Genomic DNA, 21,345 nt, shown 5'->3' with positions numbered 1-21,345 from the left:
TTTCCTTCTTACACTCACTTACCTATATTATGCATGGTAGGAGACGAATATAAAATTGATATCCTTAACGGATATGTTCATCATTGATTTATGTTAGAAATGTTCAACCAGAAATGGGCTCTTGACTGCAAATCCTTCAGCAAAAGGTACAAGTCTACGTTGACCTACCAATCGATCTCGTGATTTCACCCGTTCAATATAACCTTGATTAAGCGGTGTAGACACAGCTTCCGTGGCCGATTTCTCAAACTGAGACCGATAACAAGACAGTGCCTTCTCCTTCATGTCATATTGCTCTGAAACATCCACAATAAGATCAGCTTTTCCTAGATCATTAATGAAATAGAAATACAATTGATCTACGTTTACATAAGGACTGTCTGGCATATACCGCCGAAGTTTTGCATTAAACACAGCTTCTTCTACTAATTTACTACACGCAACATGATCCGGATGTCTATCTTCCCAATAAGGGGCAAATATCATTCGAGGCGCATGCCGACGTATTTCTTCTGTAACGGCCTTCACATTCTCAGGGGTCATGTACAACCCACGGTCAGGAAGCCCAAGGTTACTCCGTGTAGCCAACTTCAATACCTTACCCGCTTCTTCCGCTTCCTGTTTGCGAATCTCCACTGTTCCATTTGAAGACATTTCTGCAAAAGTCAGATCACAAATCCCTACACGGTAACCTGCTTCCACATGTTTATAAATCGTACCTGCCATTCCAATCTCTGCATCATCTGCATGTGCACCAAATACAAGGATGTCTAGTTGTTGTGTCATAGGTCATCACTAGTTGGTTTGTACTTATGTACGAGTTCCCGCCATGCAAAATCACCGCGGTTTAATGCCTTAACCAAAATTTCAGCAGTTGCAATATTCGTTGCAAGAGGAATCCCTTGAACATCACACAGACGTAATAGAGCATTAATATCTGGCTCATGTGGTTGTGCCATAAGCGGATCTCTCAAGAATATAATAAGATCCATCTCATTTTCAGCGACGAGTGCTCCAATCTGTTGATCGCCACCTAGTGGACCTGACATGAAACGATGAATTTTCAAATTCGTATTTTCCATAATTCGCTGCCCAGTAGTTCCTGTTGAGAACAACTCCTGGCCTTCAAACACATGTTCATAGGCGATTACAAAGTTAACCATCTCGTCTTTTTTACGATCATGAGCAATAAATGCAATTTTCATGGTTTATATCTCTCCTAGTTAATCAATGAATTGGTCGAATCCGTATACTAGTCCGGTGTACTCCATTACTTTTTGAATCCCTACTTTTACACCTGGCATATAGCCAGCTCGCTCATATGAATCATGACGAATCTTGAGACTTTGACCAAATCCTCCGAATATCACTTCTTGCTGAGCAAATACGCCGGGTAACCGTACGCTATGAATTCTGAATCCATTATAATAGCCACCACGTGCTCCTTCAATCGTTTCTTCTTCACTAGGATTACCTTGGCGAAGCTCCTTACGATTCTCAACAATCATTTCTGCCGTTTTAATAGCTGTTCCTGAGGGTGCATCTAACTTTTGATCCCCATGATACTCGATAATCTCCAGATGCGGGAAGTATTTACTTGCTTGGGCTGCAAACTTCATCATTAGTATAGCCCCAATTGAGAAATTAGGAGCTATGAGACCACCAATTTCTTTCTCTTGGCATAGCTTGTCCAGTTCCTTAATCTGTTCTGGTGTAAATCCCGTCGTTCCAATCACAGGACGAACCCCATGTTTAATCGCCAATAGCGTATTCGTATATGCAGATTGTGGCGTTGTGAAATCAACCATGACATCAGGCTTATGTTCTACAAAAGCAAGCTCAATATCCGAAGTAATCGTAACCCCACATGCCGGTAGTCCAACAAGGCTACCAGCATCCACTTCACCTGCAGAACGATCTACTGCTGTAACTAACTCAAGTTCCTGATCCTCCAAAACTAACTTGACTACTTCTCTACCCATGCGGCCTCCAGCACCTACGACCGCTACTCTTATCGGATCTGCCATTCTTTTAAACCCCTCACTTTCTCACTCTGTTAATGAATCGTTTATATACTTTCTAAATCTTTTCTTCAGTTGATCTAACAGTTTATCCAGTCCTTGATCCGCTGGCATTAGAAATAGACCTTCTTTTAGTGTTGAAATGGCTGCCGCGTGTTCATTTAGCTCACTGTATGTTAAAGCTAACCATACATACGCTTCACCATTTAACGGGTCTAATTCGATGGCTTCCTTTAATAAGAAAACCACTTGATACAGATTTACAACAGAAGTGCTATTCATCTGATCCATTTGTTTCTTTGACTCACGTACCAGATTCATCGCTTTAAGATGTTGTAAATAATACTTATATATGACCTTATCCGGCTCGAGTGCAAGAGCTCTTTCTGCATGTTCTATTCCTTTATCAATACGGTTATTACGTGCATAGGTAATCGAACATTTATAATGAATCTCAGCATCGTCCGGATTTAAAACAATAGCTTCTTCAAAAAGACGGATAGCTTCCATAAAGTCGTTCTGCAAAATACAATGATACGCTTGTTGAACAAAGTCCTCCGATTTCATATGCTATTCACACCTTTAAATAGGTTTTGTATAGCATATGTATAGAAAAACTAATCGGTGTTCTTTAATGTCCAACGATTAGCATCACGAGTATTAAATTTATGCATGACAGAATCATGAGCTTTGCTCAGATCAATATCAAGCGAATTGGCAAAGCACATCGTTATGAAAAGGATATCTCCGAGCTCTAACTCAATTGAATTATCTTCTTCACTGGGCTTCTTAGGTTTCTCACCAAATTGATGGTTTACCTCACGCGCTAATTCGCCAACTTCTTCCGACATTCGCGCTAACATGGATAATGGACTGAAATATCCCTCTTTAAATTGTGATATATAACGGTCCACTTCACGCTGCATTTCAGCTAAAGATTTCTCCATATTTGAACTAATCCCCTTTAGTAAATACTTCTAGCCATATTGGATTTTTCTCGATATTCATTTTACTCTAAATGTCATATTAAAGCTATTTTGAAACAAATATTTTTAAATCATTATGAAACAGGTATACTATAAATGACAAAAAAATCTAAGTTTTTCCTACTTCTGAATAGGTGAGGGATCTATGAAATCAACAAATATCATTTCACGTCTTAAAATGATCATCCCGATTATTGTGGGTACGGCCATTTATGCCTTTGGTCTTCTGTACTTCATTATACCTAACCAGTTAATGGAGGGTGGAATCACAGGGGTTACTATCTTGCTTAAATATGCTTTCGATATCCCTCCTTCATTATCAACACTTATCCTTAATATTCCTTTATTTATAATAGGATGGCTGGCATTAGGTAAGAAGCAGATGGTTTATACTGGGCTTGGCATCTTTTCTTTAACATTTTTTCTATGGTTCTTCGAAAAGTTAATTCATATGGGATTGATCTCTCCATTTGTAACACAATACGATTACATTCTGGCATCTCTTTATGCAGGAGTTACATTGGGGGCAGGTCTTGGTATTGTATTCCGTTTCGGGGGTACTACTGGAGGATCTGACATCGTGGCAAGGATATGTAACAAAAAATTTGGTTGGAGTATGGGACAGGTTATTTTAGCTTTAGATGTGATCATCATTGGTGCATCTTTACTCTTCATTCCTAAAGAGAAAATCTTGTATACTCTAGTTGCCGTATTTATAGCGTCTAAAGTCATAGATTTCATTCAAGAAGGTGCTTACGCTGCAAAAGCCTTCACGATTATAAGTGATCATGCACCTGAGATGGCAGACTTAATTACGAAAGAGATGGATCGCGGTGTAACGTTAATTCCGGCTATAGGTGCGTACTCTAAACAAGCCAAATATATGGTCTATTGCATCGTCTCCAGGCAAGAAATACGACGTTTAACCATGATTGTTAAATCGGTAGATCCTAGAGCATTTATTATTATCAATGATGTCCGCGATGTACATGGCGAAGGATTTAGAGAAGAATAAATAATCCACAAGAGAGTCGCTTCAAAGGCACGAGTAACAGCCTTGAAGCGACTCTCTTTAGGTTTTGGATGGAGGAAAGGGTTTCATGTTATGTTGTGCCCCGCGATATTTACGATAACCCACATACGTTAGAATGGACAAGATGAATAATGCACCCATCCATACGCCTTTCTGTGCAGAATTAAATTCAATTTGCGGCGCGAAAGCGGGTTCGTCCTTCTTTTTACCAAACAGCACATTAAAATGCTCTTCACCTTGGGTAATCATATTCCGTATGGCTTCCGACTTGGAAGTGTTTGATGTAATTAACCCTCCAGCATAAGATATCCATGAATCAATCATATGTACCTCAAAAGGTTTCTTCTGAATAACAACAGCAGGACGGATCAATTCATAATGCGCTTGAAGACTATCATAAGCATCTTTCAACCCTTGTTTATGATTCGAGTTCAATTGGTCCTGCATGATCCTTAGATCCTCACGAACAACTTTATAATATTGATGCCATAAAGGTTGTTGTTTATTACTTAGACTATTTGCAGCTAAGCGCAGTTTGGCTGTCGCTTGTAACCATAACTCTGGCTGTAGTGAAGCTTGAGCTGTCGCTACTTTAACTTCTACAATACATTCCGCCAGGGCATGAATACCTTCAACCCCAGTTAATCCTTGAAATGATGATGATGTGAACAATTTCTCAATTTGTTCTGTTTCCGTTCGAACTTTGATGATATTTCCATCTACAACATCACGATATAGGGTCTCCACAGCCATACTTAGCTGTTCAGCTTGCTTAGAGGGCAGTGAAGACGATCCATCAGCCCATATCACACCATAATCTGCGATAAAGACGATAATCATGACCAAGAGTATCGATAGTAGCCGATGAAATAGCGTTGCGCGAGACATAGGACATCCCTCCTACCGTATATGTATGGCAAGAGGGATGCTTATAGAACAATCGATATTATTAATATCTCTGTACATCATGTCTAACAAATTTTAATGTAGCCCAGGCTACAGCAACGCTAAAGAATGTAAGTAAAAGGGTGAAATATTGAACGATAATGACATCATCGTATAACACTCTTGGAAGCCAAGGGTATATTCCATAAGAATAATCAATTATATCATTTAGGAACGTCCAAGCAGCAGCTACCATTAACGCACCAGACTTAAACCCGAAGAAGCGTACATATAACAAAGCCTCTATGACCATGGCTGTATGCGATACTACTAACATCCAATCTGTCCATTGAAGAAGGTCTCCTTGATATTGACCAGCAAATATCATACTGCTTGCCCATAGACCATACTTCACCGAAGTGACTACGGCAAGTGCCTCAATAATATGACGGATGTGAGTCCCCCATATGGAGCGAGGAGTGTATAATATACATCCGATCCCTATAGTGAAAAACAAACTTGCAGTCGGACTATCTGGAACAAACACAATCAGCCAAGGAGCATAATTGTCTAGCGTATATTCCATTTGACTTCCATACCATATGTATCCATATACCGTTCCAACCAAATTACACAAAAATAAGAGCCATAAAAATTTACGATGACCTAGAAATGACCGGCTCCATAAATAAGAAATCGACACCCATTGTTCCTCCTTAATAGTAACGCACTACCAACAAATTAAGCGCATTCAAGTTCGAATTAACCTTCTTCAAATTTCCCAAAAAAACCTGATCGTTTAATACGATCAGGTTTCATCTTATTACATCCTACTATTCTGCTTTTTGTTTCGCAAGCCACTCTGCAAGATGATCTACGTCTGAATCGGTAAGTCCCGCAGCAATAGCGTTATCGTATTGCGGTTGCATCTTACCATTATAACCTTCTTTAATAATGGTTAAGATCGCATCTTTATCATGCACATCACCGATTCCACGTAATGACGGACCACCTGCACCCTTCATATCCGCAGCATGACAAGTAATACACCCTGCCTTTTTGTATGATTCCATTGCTGGATCTTCTTTCTCAACGATTGCCACTTCTTTTGTGACAATGGCATTAGAAGTAGGAAGACCTTTAGCACGTTTCTCTTCTGCTTCTTCTTCACGCTGGATATGCTCTGGAACCTGACCTGTTTCTGCTAGTTCATGTGTATAGTGAGTCCAAGCAGTGTTGGTCAAGTATACGATAGCTACAATCGCAAGTAACATGAGTGATGATGCAATCGGTCTGCGATAGAAACGACGTTCCTTCCCTGTATCAAGGAATGGAGCGAGCAGTAAAGCACCGAAGGCTACACCGGTTACACCAATGACTCCTAACGCTACGTAATCTCCTGAGGCATAGGGTAATTTCAAATATTCATACAAGAATAAGAAATACCAGTCTGGCATCGGAATTATAGTTGCACTTGGATTTGCTGGATAACCCAGAGGAGCAGGTTCAGCAATCGTTAATACTAAGAATCCTACTAGAACAACAACCCCAACCATCCATTCTTTTAATAAGAAGTTAGGGATGAAAGCTTCTGATTTACCTGGATAAGCAGTGTAATCTGGGGGCACAATAAAACCATTAGCCTTCTTAACACGCGAATCACCAACAAATACAACTTTCTCTTTCGAATCTTTGCTGTGTGCCATCCATAACCCTCCCTTCTATTTATAGTGGACCGGAGATCCCCTGTCTGCGGATCATGATGAAATGTCCAACCAACAGAGTTAACAGTACAGCCGGGAGGAAGAATACATGTAGTGCAAAGAATCGTGTTAACGTCTGAGCGCCAACAATCGTTCCGCCTTGCATTAACTCCTTCAACACAGGACCTAAATAAGGAACTGAATTTGCAATTTCCATCGTAACCTTTGTGGCGAAATAGGCCTTATTATCCCATGGTAATAAATATCCTGTTAAACCTAATCCCAACATTACGAAGAAGATAAGCATCCCTACAACCCAGTTCATTTCACGTGGGGCTTTGTATGAACCCGTGAAGAAAACACGCATCGTATGTAGAAACATCATTACAATTACTAAACTTGCACCCCAATGGTGCATGCCACGAACAATTTGACCAAACGCTACTTGTGTCTGTAAATACTCTACGCTGTTATAAGCATTCATAATGTCTGGTACATAATACATGGTTAGAAACATACCTGATAAAATTTGAATGACGGTAATGAAAAATGTCAGTCCACCGAAGCAATAAACAAATGCAGAGAAATGATGCGCCGGATTTACATGTTCCGGAACCTCATGATCCGCGACGTCTCTCCATATCGGCGTGATATCGAGGCGTTCGTCAATCCAGTTATAGACATTCTTAAACATCCGAAATATCGCCTCCTATTTCACTTCCGTATTTGGTTCTGTACTTCCTAAGTAGACCCAACCATTATCGATCTTAAGCTTGTAAGTATCGAGTGGTTTAGGAGAAACCGCTAAGTTCTTACCAACATTCGTATACCTAGCCCCATGGCAAGGACAATGATACTCATCTGGGAAACTTTTATTGTTATTCCATCCAACAGTACATCCCAAATGCTTACAGATGGGAGACAACGCATACATATTGCCTGTTTCGTCCTTCCGTATCCATGCAATTAAGTTAGCTGTACTTGGATACCATCCATCTTGTTGCTTAAGTTCGAACTTAAATTCTTGGGGTTCATTGGTAATCTTACTCACTTCTACTACCTTTACGTAATCGCCATCCGTTTTCTTATGCAAAATAGGGTCGACTGCAAATCGCACCATTGGTAAGACTGCACCAGCGGCCATATAAGCAGTTGCTCCTCCCAACGTATACGTTAGAAATTGTCGACGGGACATTTCTTTACGACTATTGGGTAGGTGTTCTTCTTCATGTTGCTCATTTTGGTTGTTTTCCATGTGATTCAACCCCCTCTTCAAACCCATTTCTTCACATTTTCAATGATATTAATCACACAATTTTCCAGGACATATTAATAATATATTAGCCTCTTAAGACCGTCAAGAATTCATGTTCATTTTCATGTCAACAAGAAAGATTTGTATAATTAAATTGTCGGAAATTTGTCACATTTGATGTATGGCATTAAATCCCCAAAGACTCTCAATCTCTTCTTGTATGATAGATGATAGCATGTTCTCAGCGCCCTTACGTGACTTCTCCATGTGCTGTTGCGATAAAATTAAATCACAATGTTCACATGATGATTCAAATGAAACCGTTGTCATTATGATAACATACTTAAACCCACTTTTTTTAACATTGTGACATATTTCATTTAAAAACTTATAATCTTCTTGTTTCCCATAATGAAAAGCAGGGTAAGTTACAATCCTCCCTTGATAACGTGTTTCAACAATATCTAAAAAATCTCGCAGTTTCTCCAACGATTCCGTAACTTCAACCGGGGATTCTAAGCCAGAGAGGCCTGTGAAAGGAATAATACAAGTATCTAAATAGGGTTGTAGTTCTGGCCATGATGCTCTAGATATTTCGCTGAACTTCATCATTGTCATCCTTTCTATTTCTTCTTAACATTAAATTTAAACTAAAAAAGAAGAAATGCAAAGATGCATTTCTTCATTCTAAGGATTTAAGTTCATCTGTAAGCTCCGTAAACGCCATTTTATCACCTGTTGCTAATGCCTTATCAATTTCTCTATAAAGCTCTTCACAGCGGTGTTTACGTATGCATTCGTCCCAGACCATTTCAGCAGCTAATCCCAACATGACTTCATAAGTAACTTTCACATTATCCAAATTGGATGCACCTCCAAACGAATGGTTAAGAGATCCTATACTCCTTTGCTTTGGTTACATAATTAGTCATTGTGAGCGCCATTCGTTGTAAATCTGTCTCCGTTAGTTCGCGCACCACTTTAGCAGGTGTTCCCAAGGAAAGGGTATAGGGTGGAATGATTGTGTTCTCAGTCACGACTGAACCCGCACCTATTAAAGCATATTCACCAATGTCTGCTCCGTTGAGAACTATAGCCCCCATTCCAATTAATGTGCCTTTACCTATATTGCACCCGTGGATAATAGCGGCATGTCCAACAGAAACATCATTAGCTAGAATAAGGGGTTGTGAAGTATTTACATGTCCTACAGTACCGTCTTGGATGTTACAGCGACTTCCAATAATAATGGGAGCCATATCCCCACGAAGTACAGCGTTAAACCATATACTAGAATCTTCACCTATTTCAACTTCACCAATAATCTTAGCACCTTCACCTACAAAGACGGACGTATGTAACTTAGGTAACTTACCACCATAGGGGATCAACATCTCTCATCACTCCTTAACTTGGGAGTGATTGTACCAAGTGGATTACACCTTGTCAATCCATAGATCCACTTCGTCATCTTTCGCATGAAGAGTACAATTTTCTACCATTTTATTACCCCATAAGGTCATCTTGATAACAGGTCCCTCTTCTTCAGTGCCCCCTATGCGAACAAGTCCAAGGTGCATCATCATTTGAAGAACTCGCTGCTCCATAATGGTTTGTGAGGTATCGTAATAATAAGGTTTGATTAGCCACCCTAGAGCCTCATGCAATGAAGAAAGAGTTATCCACTCACGAGCACAATGTCCAATCCAAAAGACAAGAGACGATATGTTCGGTATGGGTTGTTTATACATCCTTAACCAATAACGAAATATCTGCACCAGACCTTCGTGTTTCCCTTGCCCCAATCTTTCCATACCCATGGGGGTTACCTTAAGTCTATGACCCATCTCTTCAATATAATTCATATGAAATGCATAATCATAAATTAAAGCTAGTCTGCTCGGATACGTATGAAAAGTTCTACCATAACCGAACCGCCATCCCCCCTTCGAAAGCAGTGGTTCTGTAATATGAAACATGTCCATTATCTGTTGCTGATTTCTTCGATACATCGTACCTTCTTGATTCAATTCTATCTCTTGCTGGTGAATATATCGGAGAAATATTAACAGATCTTCAACCAGTAATCCTTGCTCTTCTCGGTAGATTGTAGGCTCTTCTGTGTAGATTACCGTACTCTTCAAATAACTACCCAGCTCCTTGCGGAACCTTTCCTTTAAATCCTGGGGGATCTGAAACAAGTATCTCGTATGCTGTGTCATCCCATTAAATAGCCAACCACTTTTTTTGAAACGCGCAATCACTTCACGAGAACTCTGAGTTTTGGGTTGATCTTTGATTCTTTCTTCCTCAACGTTTTGAAATGACGTCTGCCTGATAATGGCGATTAATTCTTCAACATTGAAGTAGCTTCGACTGTCAAATAAGATGGCGTTAAGAAACCGCAAATCATCCACGGATAGACAACGAATTTGTTGACCAATAAACTCACTACGATTCAAAGTCACCAAAATGCTCTGAATTAACTCGTGTTTAGAATTACGCTTGCACTCGCATTGATAGTGGCTTGCAATTGTAGTCAACTGACCAATGTCAGCAAACGTGAGCATATCCGCTAGATTCATCGTTGATCGCCTCGCCGTTTTAGTAACATTATGGGTCTGTTTTAGCAATTTGATACATTCTAGTATTCTAGGTGTACTAAAGAAACATCATTTTTTATTACATAGTTGACGTTTTATTCTAATTCTAAACCTCCTATATTCTAATTTCTAAGTTCTTAGATGGTATTGTTACATTACTTATGCCCATAAAAAAAGCCCTACTCATTAGGACTTCTGTTGTTTCTCAAGTAAATGACGTGTGCAGTTGTATAATAGAGGTGTCCACTCCGTTTCCTTTTTCTCAAGGATCGTTAGTGACAAATTCCCAATCCGTTCTGTACAGCGGTCATCAAACATGGCAGAATATAACTCAGCTAGAAACGCACCATGACTTACTACAAGAATGTTCTTATCCGGATATTTAATCCCTACATCCTCCATAAATGCAAGACCTCGTGTTTGAATTGCTTCCTTCTTCTCTTGCCCTACATCTAACAGATCCCATTCTTTGCCCCAGTTCTTCTCTCGTTCTTCAGCAGATAGTCCCTCCACTTGCCCGAAGGAACGTTCTAAAAGCCGAGCATCCGGTTCCAATAACGGAATAGATACTATCGAGGCAATAATAGATGCTGTCTCCTCCGCGCGTGAGAGACCACTACTGATTACATAATTCCATATCAAGGGTTCATCTCGTAATCGTTCACCTAACGCTCTGGCTTGCCCTCGACCATTATCATTTAATGGAATATCACTTTGTCCTTGAATTCTGCCAATCATATTCCAATCTGTAACACCATGACGAATCAGACCTATCTTCATCTTCTTTATCCTCCATTCCAGTAAGTAAAGGTAGTCATAACCTCATCAACGACGAATGCGGCTTAACCTTTTCAGTGAAAATAGTGCTAGAGCTACACTCAGTATAGAGAATACCATCCAATACAGAGGATGTGTCGGTCCCATACTAACAACAAGTGGCTCAATAATACCGCTATTTAACTCAGGAATGATATACGTTCCGTTTTGTGGCAATATAGAAGGTTTCCCTGCAATACCTGTTGGTAAAATGCCATTCGAAGGTACAGGCTCTGTCTTAGATGCCGATCGATCCATCATAATAAAAAAGAAAAAACTAATACAGAACACCATTAGGCATGCAGTAATCCACAGCGATATTTTCCGCCTTGTCGTTCCCGATACTGCAAATGGTTTGCTTTTATCCTGTATTAACCATGGTGACTCATTATAAATTCTATCCATCACTTGACGATTTATAGATTCTGCCTGCATCTCAGTGAATTCATCATCTAGTTCCTGAATAAACCATTGACTCTCTTCCCAAAACTGAAATTCAGCTGAACATTCGCTACAGGTTGCTATATGTTGCTCTAACACTAGCCTCTTCGGGTCATCAATGGGGAGACCCCACATTAACCCGAATAACTCCTGAGCCTCACAGCACTTCATCTGCTAGTCATCCCTTCATATTCATCATTAATGTGATCGTAGTAGTAAGGCTCAAGTTGTAATTTCACACTAGAACGCGCACGAAATAAAAGTGATTTCACAGAACTCACACTTTGCCCTAATATATTCGCTATTTCCTGATAATCAAGCTGATCATATTCCCGTAAGATCAGTGCAGATCGCTGTTTCTCCGGCAAATTATTGATAGCTACCCTTACCATATTGACCTTCTCATTGCGCAGAATCGTTTGCTCTGGCGCTACTTCGAGAGGTGCAACAGGGATGATACCACTTTCTTCTAGAGGTATATTACCACTACGATGTTTCCGAAGTTCACTAAGAACCGTATTTCTGGCGATCGTGTAAAGCCATGTAGAGAAAGAAGCATCTACTTCCCTGAATGTATTCAGGCTGCGATATGCTTTGTAAAAAGTCTCTGAACATAAATCTTCCGCCATAAGCTCCATATTAGAGCTCTTAAGCATATGATATACAAATGCTAGTATTTTACGCTGATATCGACGCATTAATTCAGAATAAAGTTCGACATCGCCCTCTTTTATCTGTCGAACCATCTGGGAGTCCGTCATATTAAGTGCGACCTCCTCGCAAACCATTTGTTCCTCGCTCTCCATTCAACTGAATTAGGAGCGGGATTCGTATGATAACAATTATTATTTCACGATTATGAAATATACTTTTTCGCATAACACTCTATGTACTGGCAAATTCCCCAACAATTCAACAAAGTTACCTGTTCATTGTAACATAAACTCGAATGATAGTCAGGTAGATTGCTAGATTCTATCTTATGTCATTTTATATATTGGTGGTTCTCTTCTCTACTCGTAGGTCTTCATACGCTACCAGCTCTTTAAATATTCTATAACTATCAAAGATATCAGTAAAAATAAGATCGAGCCAATAATCTCAATAATTCCGACTTTCATTGGACGCAATTGCTTACCGCCATAGATGAATGTTCTAGCGGCTGCAAAAATATATGATAACGTCATCCATGGATATCCTAAGATCCCCGGTAAAATTAACAGAAGCACATGGTAAATATAAGCTGCTGTCAGCCAACGTTTATTTCCTCTTTTACGAAATACTGTTTTCACAAAAAATACCGTACCCATAAAATACATAAAGTTAAAGATTACAACCATTGCCATCGTTCGGTCCCAGTCTCCGTTCCCGATTAAATAAGCGGCTGCACCTCCAAGTGAAAAGATAAGAATGGCACACAAATCATTTATAAATTCTCTTTCTGATTTACGTTTAGCATGCCATATGTTAACAATCAAGAGTAGAATAAGGGGAATCGCAAAATAAAATAAAGAAGGATTCTGATACAGTGGCATAATGACACAACCAAGAGCAATACACCCATACAGGGTACCCCATTGGATGAAGTGTTTACGATCTTTACTCCGTTTTACAGCTTTAAGAAATGGATAAGATGCCAAATACAAAAAAAACCACGCCAGAAAAAGAAGCAAGTGCATCCATTGTGGTGTTCCTGCAACGATTCCGAATAGGAATGGAATACTAACCATAGCCCATCCACCATGTTCATGAGGAATTACGATATTCTTCTTCATAATAAGCTAACTCCCTCCAATTTTATCCTCCTATTTGCGACATTCTACGGGCTGTTGGGGTATGTGTAGTGTGTTCTCCTAGCAAATGTTTGGACATTTCATGACTTTCTGGTTTAGTGCCTAGTGCCTCAAGAAACATTTGACGAACAGCCTCATCATTACCGATCACTCCACGAACCTGAAATTGTTCAGACCAAGCAAGACAAGGTTTAATATAGCCATCTGCTGTTAGTCGAAGACGGTTACAGGACTCACAGAAATGATTACTAATTGGGTGTATAAGTCCAAAACTCCCTTTAGCACCTTCAAGTTGATAATTTGCCGAAGGTCCATTACCTTCTAAGGTTGACATAGGTGCGAAAGACAAGCCTTTCTCAGCACACACATCAAATACATGTTGTAACGGTAAATATAAGCTTTTCCACTGCGAATCATGATGTCCAATTGGCATATATTCGATAAAACGAACATTTATATTACGCTCATATGAAAGAGCAAGGAAATCAGCAATTTCATCATCATTGATCCCCTTCATGAGGACAACATTCAATTTAATGGGGGACAGTCCGGCCTTCATACAGGCGTCAATACCCGCCAGTACTTTCGTGACATCTCCCCCACGGGTAATCATTTTATAACGATCTGGTTTTAGAGAATCCAAACTTATATTAACGCGGGTTAACCCCGCTTTCTTCAAGCGTTCTGCCCGCGAAGCAAGAAATAAACCATTGGTGGTAAGTGCAATATCTTCAATCCCTGGAATTTGAGAGATCATAGAGATTAGAACATCAAGCCCTTTGCGAACGAGAGGTTCACCACCGGTTAATCGGATCTTACTCACTCCCATATCGGCCAATACTCTGACCACGTTAGTAATTTCCTCATCACTTAATAGGTGTTCCGTAGGCTCGAATTCCATACCTTCTTCCGGCATACAGTATATACAACGTAAATTACAATGGTCTGTAACCGATATACGCAGATAGTTGTGTTGTCGCCCGAATTTATCGCTTAAAATATTATGTGTCATGATGTCATTCTCCCTTTCGAAACGTTCCTATATCGGTGTAATCACTCTCGTTCGAGCTTTCAATGCATTTGTCTGACATTCACCTTTTTATTTACGCTTACGATATAATACATAACTTCTTTTTATATATTTGATTGGCATACTTAGCATGTGTACAAGTCTAGTGAACGGAAAAACTGCAAACAGAGCAAGACCCAACATCACATGGATTTTAAAGATAAACGGAACATCATTCATTAACGAGCCGTCTGGTGTGAAAGTTAATACGCCTCGAATCCATGGTGAAATCGTCTCGCGGTAATCAAAGTCAGTACTACCTGTCGCATTAAATAAGGTTGCTGACATGCCGATCACGACGATGAGTGTAAGTAGTATGATGGATAACATATCCCCGAAACTACTCGTTTTACGGATACGCGGATTCATTATTCGACGATATACAAGAATCAAACACCCTATCAAAGTTAGAATGCCCGCCACACTACCCATTGAAATTGCCGCAAGATGGTAGAGGTGATCAGTAACTCCAACGGCTTCAAGCCAAGACTTAGGTACTAGAAGCCCTCCAATATGACCAAACAATACAAACATAATGCCGATATGAAATGAAATGCTGCCCCAGCGCAGCATTTTTTTCTCTAGAATCTCACTAGATTTGGCCGTCCAACCAAATTGATCCGTTTGATAACGATAATATAATCCAAGAAGGAAAATGATAACAATGAGGTAAGGATATATCACCCATAGAAACTGGCTACCCGATGTCATTCCAACGGCCCCCTCTTCACTTGATTACTCATTTGATTCGCACAAGGTGAACCTCCACCGTAACCTGCAGCTGCCCACATTGGACCGCAGCCTCCTGAACCACCATCTTGACCTACGTATCCAAAAGAAGTTTCGAAATGAAAGGATCCTTCCTTGACAGGTGATTGCTCTAACAATGTCAGGATAGCAACCAGTACATGTCTATACGGACTTTCCGAATCGATAAGTGCATCTCTTACCTTTTCCAATGCACTTTGGAAGGAAAGGAGGAGAGACTCTCCTCGGTTCTCCTCAGCAACAGCTACATATTCAAGCACTAGTGGCAAATAATCAGGCAATTCTTCACTAGCAAGTAGCATATCTTCTTCTTCGTAGATTTGTTTCAGTTTGAGCAAAGCAGGCCCGCGTTCACGTTCTTCACCCAATTGCCCATAGGTCAAATATAAATTTGACTTTTTACTGAAATCGAAGGTTCTCACATAATTCTGCGTGATCGATTCAGAGTCCATTCCCACGAATTCAGCAATACAATCGCTAGCGAGTTTTTTAAGTTGTTCTACTTCTTCTTCCTTCTCGTCCTCAATGAGTTGACACCAATTGACGAACATCTCATCCGCTACTTCTTGCCATTCAGAATCTGGATACTGCAATAGAAATGAGAATAACATCCAACTCGAACGGAGCGTCATTTCTTGCATTTGTTATCACTCCTAAAAGTTTTGTAGTTAAAACTTCTTGTATTACTTCGTACAAAACTAGCTTTGGAAGCATATACCTAAAGTTAATTTTTTTCCTGGATTAACCTCCACAAGGTCCTGGACCACCCATCATATTCGAGAATCCGCATGCTCCTTGTTCGGTATACAAATCGGCGAATTCCTCACGATGTGCAGATGGAATAACAAAACGATCATCATATTTAGCAATCGCTAACAAGCGATACATTTCTTCAACTTCCTTCTCCGTCATGCCGAACTGTTCTAGTAATTCAAGATTAGGTTCTTTATTCAAATTACGTGAGCGCATATGCGAGCGCATAACCGCCATCTTCTTAAGAACAGTCTTGATAACCTCGGTATCTCCCGCCGACAACAGATTTGCAAGATACTGTACAGGAATACGCATGTCGTCGATCGCTGGGAATATATCGTCAGGTGTAGCCATCGCGCCTTTCCCTTCAACGATATTCGTAATTGGGCTTAGTGGTGGAACATACCATACCATCGGCATCGTCCGATATTCTGGGTGAAGCGGAAGTGCTATTTTCCAGTCTACCGCCATCTTATAGATAGGTGAACGTTGTGCCGAATCGATCCAATCTTCAGGAATGCCTGCTTCACGTGCTGCAGCGATAACTTCTGGATCATTTGGATCTAGGAAAATATCAAGCTGTGCTTCATAGAGCTTCTGTTCATCTTCCACAGAAGCAGCTTCTTCGACACGATCCGCATCATAGAACATCACGCCAAGGTAACGAATACGCCCAACACATGTTTCAGAACAAATGGTTGGTAGACCTTGTTCAATTCGTGGGAAACAAAGGGTACATTTCTCCGCTTTATTTGTTTGCCAGTTGAAATACACCTTTTTGTACGGACAGCTGGAAACACAGAATCTCCATGAACGACAAGCATTCTGATCTACAAGAACAATCCCGTCTTCTTCACGTTTATACATCGCACCAGAAGGGCAACTGGACACGCAAGATGGATTAATGCAGTGTTCACAGATACGAGGAAGATACATCATGAATACTTGTTCGAACTCCATTCGAACGGATTCTTCAATACCTGCCATGTCTGGATCAAGCAATCCAGTTTCATGGACGCCTGCCAGATCATCCTCCCAGTTCGGACCCCATTTAATTTCCATATGTTCACCCGTAATTTGCGATTTCGGGCGCGCTACAGGTTGATGCTTCGTTTCTTTCGTTGGGTTTAATTTTTCATATTCATAGTCCCACGGCTCGTAATAATCATCGATGGTCGGTTGATCTGGATTATGAAAAATATTAGTCAAGCGATTCGCACGAGATCCTGAACGGAGCTCAAGCTTACCTTTCTTGAGCACCCATCCGCCTTTATATTTCTCTTGGTTCTCCCACTGTTTCGGATATCCGATCCCTGGCTTGGTCTCTACGTTATTGAACCACATGTATTCGGCACCTTTACGGTTTGTCCAAGTGTTCTTACACGTAACAGAACACGTATGGCACCCGATACATTTATCTAGGTTCATTACCATTCCAATCTGTGCTTTAATCTTCAAGCCAATTCACCTCCGAAAGTTTACGTATAACAACATTCAAATCACGTTGGTTCCCTGTCGGACCATAATAGTTGAAGCCATAGCTTAATTGTGCATATCCACCAATCATATGTGTTGGCTTCACATGGATTTTCGTCGGACTATTATGAGTTCCACCACGAGTAGTAGTTACATCTGTTGCAGGAACGTTGATCGTGCGATCTTGTGCATGGTACATATAGCACATTCCACGCGGCATCTTATGTGTGACAACGGCACGAGCGACAACCGCACCATTCTGATTGAAACATTCAATCCAGTCGTTATCTTTAATATCTGTTTCCGCTGCATCGTCTTTATTCATCCAGATGGTTGGTCCTCCACGGAACAATGTGAGCATTGGTAAAGAATCATAATACATACTGTGAATGGACCATTTACTATGTGGCGTCATGAAATTCAATACAATTTCTTTCCCTTTAACATCTGGACGGTCATTATTTGTATGGAAAGGTGAATGTTTCAACGTTGGTTTGAATATCGCCATATTCTCACCGAATTCTGTTAACATTTCATGATCGACGAAGAAATGTTGTCGTCCCGTCAATGTTCTAAACGGAATCATTCGTTCAATATTCGTAGTAAATGGTGAATATCTGCGTCCATGCTGTTCCGTTCCACTGAAAGCAGGTGAAGTAATAACCGTCTTCGGTTGTGCTGTAATTTGTTCAAAAGTAAATCGTTCATCTTCACGATCTTGTGCCAAATCCTTGAGCTTCAAATCTGTCTTCTTCTCAAGAGATTCCCAGGCTTTGACCGCCATTTTTCCGTTACTTGTTGAAGATAAGGTCATGATCGTTTCTGCCATATGAATATCCGTGTCTAGCTTAGGACAACCTTCGCCTACACCTGGCTCATCAACTACGCCATTCACTTTCTTCAGTAGTTCATATTCATCATCAGCTGACCAATTCATCCCTTTAATACCATAAGGTTTTTCTTTCACCAGTGGTCCAAGTGAAGTCATCTTCTTATAGACTTGAGCATAATCACGCTCTACGATAATAAATTTCGGCATTGTCTTACCAGGTATAGCTTCGATCTCTCCCTTACTCCAATCGCGCACTTTACCAAATGGTTGTGCTAACTCTTCCGGAGTATCATGCATTAAAGGTACGGATACGAGATCTTGTACAGGTCCATCAAATTGCCCTTCCGCCATTTTCGAGAAAGTCTTGGCAATCGACTTGAACGTTTCCCAGTCTGAACGTGATTCCCAGAGTGGCGGAACCGCTGGATTAAATGGATGGATAAATGGATGCATGTCTGTTGATGAGAGATCACTCTTCTCATACCAAGTAGCCGCTGGAAGAACGATATCGGAATATACTGCCGTACCTGACATACGGAAGTCTATGTTGACCATCAAGTCAAGCTTGCCCTCTGCCGCTTCATCTCTCCAAGTTATTTCCTCCGGACGGATGGTATTTGTATCATCATTTAGCAAGCCGTTGTGCGCTCCTAGTAAATACTTCAAGAAATACTCATGTCCTTTACCAGAACTTGAGATCAGATTCGCACGCCATACAAACATCACCTTCGGATGATTGACTGCTGCATCTGGATCTTCCATAGCAAACTTCATTTTACGATCCTTCAATTGTTGAGCCACATATTGTGACACAGCTTCTGGTGTACTAGCACCATTAGCATTGGCTTGACTCACTAGATCGATTGAATTCTCATCGAACTGTGGATAGGATGGTAACCAACCAAGTCTGGATGCCAATACGTTATAGTCCGCAGGATGTGCATAACGTGTCTTATCCACAAGCGCTGATGTATGGTCCTCTACCGGATTCGATTCGAACCGCCATTGATTTGTCGCGAAATAGAAGAACGAAGTTCCGTTCATTTGTCGAGCAGGCATCGTCCAATCTCTTGCAAAGGCTACTGTAGCCCATCCTTCAGCTGGACGTAGTTTCTCTTGTCCTACGTAATGCGCCCAACCACCACCATTAACACCTTGACATCCTGTCATAAGAACCAAGTTCAGAATGCTACGGTAAATCGTGTCCGAATTGTACCAGTGATTAATTCCTGCACCGACAATAATCATCGAACGTCCTTTGCTATCTACAGCATTTGTAGCAAATTCACGAGCAATTTGAATAATTGAAGCTCGATCAACACCCGTAATGGCTTCTTGCCAAGCTGGTGTATATGCAGTGTCTGCATCGTCATAGCTACCAGCACCTGTAGGATCAACCCCATACTGTGCAAGCATCAAATCAAATACAGAAGTAACACGATAAGTTGTGCCATCAGCAGCCTCAACTGTTTTATAAGGAATGCTGCGAGATATAACCGTTTTACCGTCATCGTCAAAATACGGCAAGCTGATGTCTAAATTACCATTTGCATATTGACCTAGGCCAAGCTGTGGACTAATGTCGTCACCCGTAATCGTATCCACCGGATTCAGATTCCATTTACCATCTTCACCCCAACGTGATCCAATCGTGCCATTAGGGATATGAAGTTCCCCTGTATGTTCATCAATAAGAACTGTCTTCCATTCAGGATTATTTGTTTCAATCCCTAGATCTTTCGCTGTTAGGAAACGATCTGCTGTGCAGACTCCATCCTTCTCTTCCAATAGAAGAAGAAATGGAAAGTCAGTATATTTCTTAGAGTAATTCTCGAAATACTCCGTGCGATTCTGAACATAAAATTCATTTAAAATAACATGGCCCATCGCCATGGCAAGCGCTCCATCTGTGCCTTGCTTCGATTGTAGCCATTTATCAGCAAATTTCACGAACTCAGCATAATCTGGGCTAATGGATACGACTTTCGTTCCGCGATATCGAGCTTCTGTCATGAAATGTGCATCTGGCGTTCTTGTCATAGGAAGGTTAGATCCCCATACAAGCAAGTAGCTTGAGTTGTACCAGTCACTACTTTCAGGAACATCCGTCTGATCTCCCCAAATTTGAGGTGAAGCTGGCGGAAGGTCAGCGTACCAGTCATAGAAACTAAGTAGTGGCGAGCCGAGTAACGAAAGAAATCTCGATCCAGCAGCATAGCTAATCATGGACATTGCCGGAATTGGTGAGAATCCAAACACACGGTCTGGACCATATTTTTTTATCGTATATAGTAATGATGCACAAATAATTTCATTGACCTGATCCCAGGATGCACGGACCATACCACCCTTGCCTCGGGCAGATTTATATATTAATTTCTTCTCATCATCTTCAACAATAGAGGCCCATGCTTGGACTGGATCAGCATATTGTTGACAAGCTTCCTGCCACAACTGAAGCAGTTTCCCACGAATATATGGATATTTCACCCGAAGTGGACTATAGAGATACCAAGAGAAGCTTGCTCCACGAGGACATCCACGTGGTTCAAACTCTGGCATATCCGGTCCAGTTGTCGGATAGTCTGTTTGTTGCGTTTCCCAAGTAACGATGCCATTTTTAACAAAAATTTTCCAACTACATGATCCTGTACAGTTAACTCCATGCGTTGAGCGAACAACCTTATCATGCTGCCACCGGTTACGGTACATATCTTCCCAAGAACGATCAGCAGTTGATACTTCGCTCCATCCTTCCGCATTTTTTTCTTTTTTGCGGAAAAATGTTAGTTTTTGCAATAGAGGATTATTCTTCTTCATGCGTTCATCTCCTTGCGCCTTTTTCTACTTTTAATTGTAGACTATACTGCTGGCACAAAAGAGTGGGGAAAACCCTCATTCGTTCAAGGGC

General features: G+C 40.7%; 24 protein-coding genes. 1 reads left to right on the top strand and 23 read right to left on the bottom strand.

The window, feature by feature from the left end:
• Positions 1–93 precede the first annotated feature (93 nt).
• The 5 genes from bshB1 to AC1D69_RS02550 are packed head-to-tail and all read right to left on the bottom strand — an operon-like array spanning position 94 to position 2,968.
• Entirely contained in the window at positions 94–786 is a 693-nt protein-coding gene (gene bshB1 / locus AC1D69_RS02570; protein ID WP_495454575.1) for a bacillithiol biosynthesis deacetylase BshB1, read from the bottom strand.
• Complete coding sequence (locus AC1D69_RS02565) at positions 783–1,205, bottom strand: methylglyoxal synthase (RefSeq protein ID WP_495454574.1); 423 nt, start codon at positions 1,203–1,205, stop codon at positions 783–785. The genes bshB1 and AC1D69_RS02565 overlap by 4 nt, the downstream gene beginning before the upstream one ends.
• An 18-nt stretch (positions 1,206–1,223) precedes the next feature.
• Positions 1,224–2,027, bottom strand: a complete 804-nt coding sequence (gene dapB / locus AC1D69_RS02560; protein WP_495454573.1) for a 4-hydroxy-tetrahydrodipicolinate reductase — start codon at positions 2,025–2,027, stop codon at positions 1,224–1,226.
• Between the two features lie 21 nt (positions 2,028–2,048).
• The gene (locus tag AC1D69_RS02555) at positions 2,049–2,588 is read right to left on the bottom strand and encodes a tetratricopeptide repeat protein (RefSeq protein ID WP_495454572.1); all 540 of its coding nucleotides are present in this window, start codon (positions 2,586–2,588) and stop codon (positions 2,049–2,051) included.
• A 50-nt stretch (positions 2,589–2,638) separates the two neighbouring features.
• The gene (locus tag AC1D69_RS02550; RefSeq protein WP_495454571.1) at positions 2,639–2,968 is read right to left on the bottom strand and encodes a nucleotide pyrophosphohydrolase; all 330 of its coding nucleotides are present in this window, start codon (positions 2,966–2,968) and stop codon (positions 2,639–2,641) included.
• Between the two features lie 184 nt (positions 2,969–3,152).
• On the opposite strand from AC1D69_RS02550, the gene AC1D69_RS02545 reads away from it, so the two are divergent.
• Positions 3,153–4,022 carry a YitT family protein gene (locus AC1D69_RS02545; RefSeq protein ID WP_495454570.1) on the top strand — a complete coding sequence of 290 codons (870 nt, stop codon included), beginning with the start codon at positions 3,153–3,155 and terminating at the stop codon, positions 4,020–4,022.
• A gap of 57 nt (positions 4,023–4,079) precedes the next feature.
• Here the strand turns inward: AC1D69_RS02545 and AC1D69_RS02540 are convergent, their stop codons facing one another.
• From AC1D69_RS02540 to AC1D69_RS02455, 18 genes are all read right to left on the bottom strand, one after another.
• A complete protein-coding gene (locus tag AC1D69_RS02540) occupies positions 4,080–4,928 on the bottom strand; it encodes a sporulation protein YpjB (protein WP_495454569.1) in 849 nt (282 codons plus the stop codon).
• A 61-nt stretch (positions 4,929–4,989) separates the two neighbouring features.
• Positions 4,990–5,628 carry a DUF1405 domain-containing protein gene (locus AC1D69_RS02535; RefSeq protein ID WP_495454568.1) on the bottom strand — a complete coding sequence of 213 codons (639 nt, stop codon included), beginning with the start codon at positions 5,626–5,628 and terminating at the stop codon, positions 4,990–4,992.
• A gap of 130 nt (positions 5,629–5,758) precedes the next feature.
• Positions 5,759–6,631, bottom strand: coding sequence for a c-type cytochrome (locus AC1D69_RS02530; RefSeq protein WP_495454567.1), 873 nt, complete (start codon positions 6,629–6,631; stop codon positions 5,759–5,761).
• A gap of 19 nt (positions 6,632–6,650) precedes the next feature.
• The gene (gene qcrB, locus AC1D69_RS02525) at positions 6,651–7,322 is read right to left on the bottom strand and encodes a menaquinol-cytochrome c reductase cytochrome b subunit (RefSeq protein ID WP_495454566.1); all 672 of its coding nucleotides are present in this window, start codon (positions 7,320–7,322) and stop codon (positions 6,651–6,653) included.
• Between the two features lie 15 nt (positions 7,323–7,337).
• Positions 7,338–7,883 (bottom strand): QcrA and Rieske domain-containing protein, encoded by a 546-nt coding sequence (locus AC1D69_RS02520; RefSeq protein ID WP_495454565.1) that lies wholly within the window; start codon positions 7,881–7,883, stop codon positions 7,338–7,340.
• Positions 7,884–8,051: 168 nt separating this feature from the next.
• Entirely contained in the window at positions 8,052–8,495 is a 444-nt protein-coding gene (locus tag AC1D69_RS02515) for a DUF2487 family protein (protein WP_495454564.1), read from the bottom strand.
• A 70-nt stretch (positions 8,496–8,565) separates the two neighbouring features.
• On the bottom strand, positions 8,566–8,745 hold the full coding sequence (locus AC1D69_RS02510) for an IDEAL domain-containing protein (protein ID WP_495454563.1): 180 nt from the start codon (positions 8,743–8,745) through the stop codon (positions 8,566–8,568).
• 25 nt (positions 8,746–8,770) lie between these two features.
• A complete protein-coding gene (locus AC1D69_RS02505) occupies positions 8,771–9,277 on the bottom strand; it encodes a gamma carbonic anhydrase family protein (protein ID WP_495454562.1) in 507 nt (168 codons plus the stop codon).
• Positions 9,278–9,319: 42 nt separating this feature from the next.
• Entirely contained in the window at positions 9,320–10,468 is a 1,149-nt protein-coding gene (locus tag AC1D69_RS02500) for a hypothetical protein (RefSeq protein WP_495454561.1), read from the bottom strand.
• Between the two features lie 204 nt (positions 10,469–10,672).
• Entirely contained in the window at positions 10,673–11,266 is a 594-nt protein-coding gene (locus tag AC1D69_RS02495; RefSeq protein WP_495454560.1) for a histidine phosphatase family protein, read from the bottom strand.
• 45 nt (positions 11,267–11,311) lie between these two features.
• A complete protein-coding gene (locus AC1D69_RS02490; RefSeq protein WP_495454559.1) occupies positions 11,312–11,914 on the bottom strand; it encodes an anti-sigma factor in 603 nt (200 codons plus the stop codon).
• The gene (locus AC1D69_RS02485; RefSeq protein ID WP_495454558.1) at positions 11,911–12,504 is read right to left on the bottom strand and encodes an RNA polymerase sigma factor; all 594 of its coding nucleotides are present in this window, start codon (positions 12,502–12,504) and stop codon (positions 11,911–11,913) included. Before AC1D69_RS02485 ends, AC1D69_RS02490 begins: the two co-directional genes overlap by 4 nt.
• A 273-nt stretch (positions 12,505–12,777) precedes the next feature.
• On the bottom strand, positions 12,778–13,518 hold the full coding sequence (locus AC1D69_RS02480; protein WP_495454557.1) for a YwiC-like family protein: 741 nt from the start codon (positions 13,516–13,518) through the stop codon (positions 12,778–12,780).
• Between the two features lie 22 nt (positions 13,519–13,540).
• The gene (moaA, locus tag AC1D69_RS02475; protein WP_495454556.1) at positions 13,541–14,548 is read right to left on the bottom strand and encodes a GTP 3',8-cyclase MoaA; all 1,008 of its coding nucleotides are present in this window, start codon (positions 14,546–14,548) and stop codon (positions 13,541–13,543) included.
• A gap of 87 nt (positions 14,549–14,635) precedes the next feature.
• Complete coding sequence (gene narI / locus AC1D69_RS02470; protein ID WP_495454555.1) at positions 14,636–15,316, bottom strand: respiratory nitrate reductase subunit gamma; 681 nt, start codon at positions 15,314–15,316, stop codon at positions 14,636–14,638.
• On the bottom strand, positions 15,313–16,014 hold the full coding sequence (gene narJ / locus AC1D69_RS02465) for a nitrate reductase molybdenum cofactor assembly chaperone (protein WP_495454554.1): 702 nt from the start codon (positions 16,012–16,014) through the stop codon (positions 15,313–15,315). The genes narI and narJ overlap by 4 nt, the downstream gene beginning before the upstream one ends.
• 100 nt (positions 16,015–16,114) lie before the next feature.
• Positions 16,115–17,584, bottom strand: a complete 1,470-nt coding sequence (narH, locus tag AC1D69_RS02460) for a nitrate reductase subunit beta (protein WP_495454553.1) — start codon at positions 17,582–17,584, stop codon at positions 16,115–16,117.
• Entirely contained in the window at positions 17,574–21,254 is a 3,681-nt protein-coding gene (locus AC1D69_RS02455) for a nitrate reductase subunit alpha (protein WP_495454552.1), read from the bottom strand. Before AC1D69_RS02455 ends, narH begins: the two co-directional genes overlap by 11 nt.
• Positions 21,255–21,345 lie beyond the last annotated feature (91 nt).

Source organism: Paenibacillus sp. Y301, assembly GCF_059445505.1.
This window is presented reverse-complemented; position numbering and strand designations above follow the sequence as displayed.

What these genes read in the sequence shown, in the direction of transcription:
- narI (WP_495454555.1), bottom strand. Translation starts at nt 15,316, where the DNA reads ATGACATCGGGTAGCCAGTTTCTATGGGTGATATATCCTTACCTCATT.
- AC1D69_RS02545 (WP_495454570.1), top strand. Translation starts at nt 3,153, where the DNA reads ATGAAATCAACAAATATCATTTCACGTCTTAAAATGATCATCCCGATT.
- AC1D69_RS02485 (WP_495454558.1), bottom strand. Translation starts at nt 12,504, where the DNA reads ATGACGGACTCCCAGATGGTTCGACAGATAAAAGAGGGCGATGTCGAA.
- narJ (WP_495454554.1), bottom strand. Translation starts at nt 16,014, where the DNA reads ATGCAAGAAATGACGCTCCGTTCGAGTTGGATGTTATTCTCATTTCTA.
- AC1D69_RS02520 (WP_495454565.1), bottom strand. Translation starts at nt 7,883, where the DNA reads ATGGAAAACAACCAAAATGAGCAACATGAAGAAGAACACCTACCCAAT.
- AC1D69_RS02490 (WP_495454559.1), bottom strand. Translation starts at nt 11,914, where the DNA reads ATGAAGTGCTGTGAGGCTCAGGAGTTATTCGGGTTAATGTGGGGTCTC.
- AC1D69_RS02530 (WP_495454567.1), bottom strand. Translation starts at nt 6,631, where the DNA reads ATGGCACACAGCAAAGATTCGAAAGAGAAAGTTGTATTTGTTGGTGAT.
- dapB (WP_495454573.1), bottom strand. Translation starts at nt 2,027, where the DNA reads ATGGCAGATCCGATAAGAGTAGCGGTCGTAGGTGCTGGAGGCCGCATG.
- AC1D69_RS02500 (WP_495454561.1), bottom strand. Translation starts at nt 10,468, where the DNA reads ATGAATCTAGCGGATATGCTCACGTTTGCTGACATTGGTCAGTTGACT.
- AC1D69_RS02565 (WP_495454574.1), bottom strand. Translation starts at nt 1,205, where the DNA reads ATGAAAATTGCATTTATTGCTCATGATCGTAAAAAAGACGAGATGGTT.
- AC1D69_RS02550 (WP_495454571.1), bottom strand. Translation starts at nt 2,968, where the DNA reads ATGGAGAAATCTTTAGCTGAAATGCAGCGTGAAGTGGACCGTTATATA.
- AC1D69_RS02495 (WP_495454560.1), bottom strand. Translation starts at nt 11,266, where the DNA reads ATGAAGATAGGTCTGATTCGTCATGGTGTTACAGATTGGAATATGATT.
- qcrB (WP_495454566.1), bottom strand. Translation starts at nt 7,322, where the DNA reads ATGTTTAAGAATGTCTATAACTGGATTGACGAACGCCTCGATATCACG.
- bshB1 (WP_495454575.1), bottom strand. Translation starts at nt 786, where the DNA reads ATGACACAACAACTAGACATCCTTGTATTTGGTGCACATGCAGATGAT.
- AC1D69_RS02555 (WP_495454572.1), bottom strand. Translation starts at nt 2,588, where the DNA reads ATGAAATCGGAGGACTTTGTTCAACAAGCGTATCATTGTATTTTGCAG.
- AC1D69_RS02480 (WP_495454557.1), bottom strand. Translation starts at nt 13,518, where the DNA reads ATGAAGAAGAATATCGTAATTCCTCATGAACATGGTGGATGGGCTATG.
- AC1D69_RS02515 (WP_495454564.1), bottom strand. Translation starts at nt 8,495, where the DNA reads ATGATGAAGTTCAGCGAAATATCTAGAGCATCATGGCCAGAACTACAA.
- AC1D69_RS02505 (WP_495454562.1), bottom strand. Translation starts at nt 9,277, where the DNA reads ATGTTGATCCCCTATGGTGGTAAGTTACCTAAGTTACATACGTCCGTC.
- AC1D69_RS02540 (WP_495454569.1), bottom strand. Translation starts at nt 4,928, where the DNA reads ATGTCTCGCGCAACGCTATTTCATCGGCTACTATCGATACTCTTGGTC.
- AC1D69_RS02455 (WP_495454552.1), bottom strand. Translation starts at nt 21,254, where the DNA reads ATGAAGAAGAATAATCCTCTATTGCAAAAACTAACATTTTTCCGCAAA.
- moaA (WP_495454556.1), bottom strand. Translation starts at nt 14,548, where the DNA reads ATGACACATAATATTTTAAGCGATAAATTCGGGCGACAACACAACTAT.